Annotated in this window: 1 protein-coding gene; it reads left to right on the top strand. The window is 35.3% G+C overall.

From position 1 onward, the window contains the following. Nucleotides 1-615 (top strand): UV DNA damage repair endonuclease UvsE (gene uvsE, locus AC1DUW_RS31460; RefSeq protein ID WP_477644528.1); only part of this gene is annotated, 615 nt, incomplete at its 5' end. Between the last annotated feature and the right edge of the window lie 93 nt (nucleotides 616-708).

Here is a 708-nt window from a genome sequence, read left to right as displayed (position 1 = left end):
ATTTTAAATAGTTCGAATATCGATATACTGAAGACTTCTCTAAAAACATTAAGGATGCATTATACTTTATTGAAAAAAATGGGATTGGACCCTGAGCATCGTTGTGTTCTCCATGTCGGTGGTGGTTATGGTGAACATGAACAGGCGCTAGAGCAGTTTATACATAATTGGGGGTTTATACCTGAGTCAATTCAAAAAATGGTGATTCTTGAAAACGATGATACTACATTTACTTTATCGGAAACTCTCTACTTGTGTGAAAAACTAGGAATTCCCATGGTTTTTGATTACCACCATTACCTTGCGCACCATTCGGCATCTGAAAAATGGATTGATCATTGGAATCGAATACTCCAAACTTGGGATTATTCCAAACTATCTCCGAAGATGCATATTTCTAGCCCAAGATCGGAAAAAGAATTTAGAGCACACGCTGATTACGTTGATCCGGATATGTTTATGGAGTTTTTACAACAAATAAAAGGAAGTTTACCACAGTTAGATTGTATGATTGAAGCGAAGCAAAAAGATGGTGCACTTTTCCAATTGATGGATCAACTAAGAGCTTACCCGGAAATCGATATGATTGACGGTGCAAGTTTTTATATCCGCTGAGAGACTTGGATGAAACTTACATTTGATGAAGAGATGTGTAAGACTCTTTATCAAATGTAATAGACTAAATATTAAATATATATAGTTTACATA

Source organism: Peribacillus sp. P4_C12, assembly GCF_056402095.1.
The sequence above is the reverse complement of the archived record's forward strand: the minus strand, read 5'-3'. Positions and strand labels throughout refer to the sequence as shown.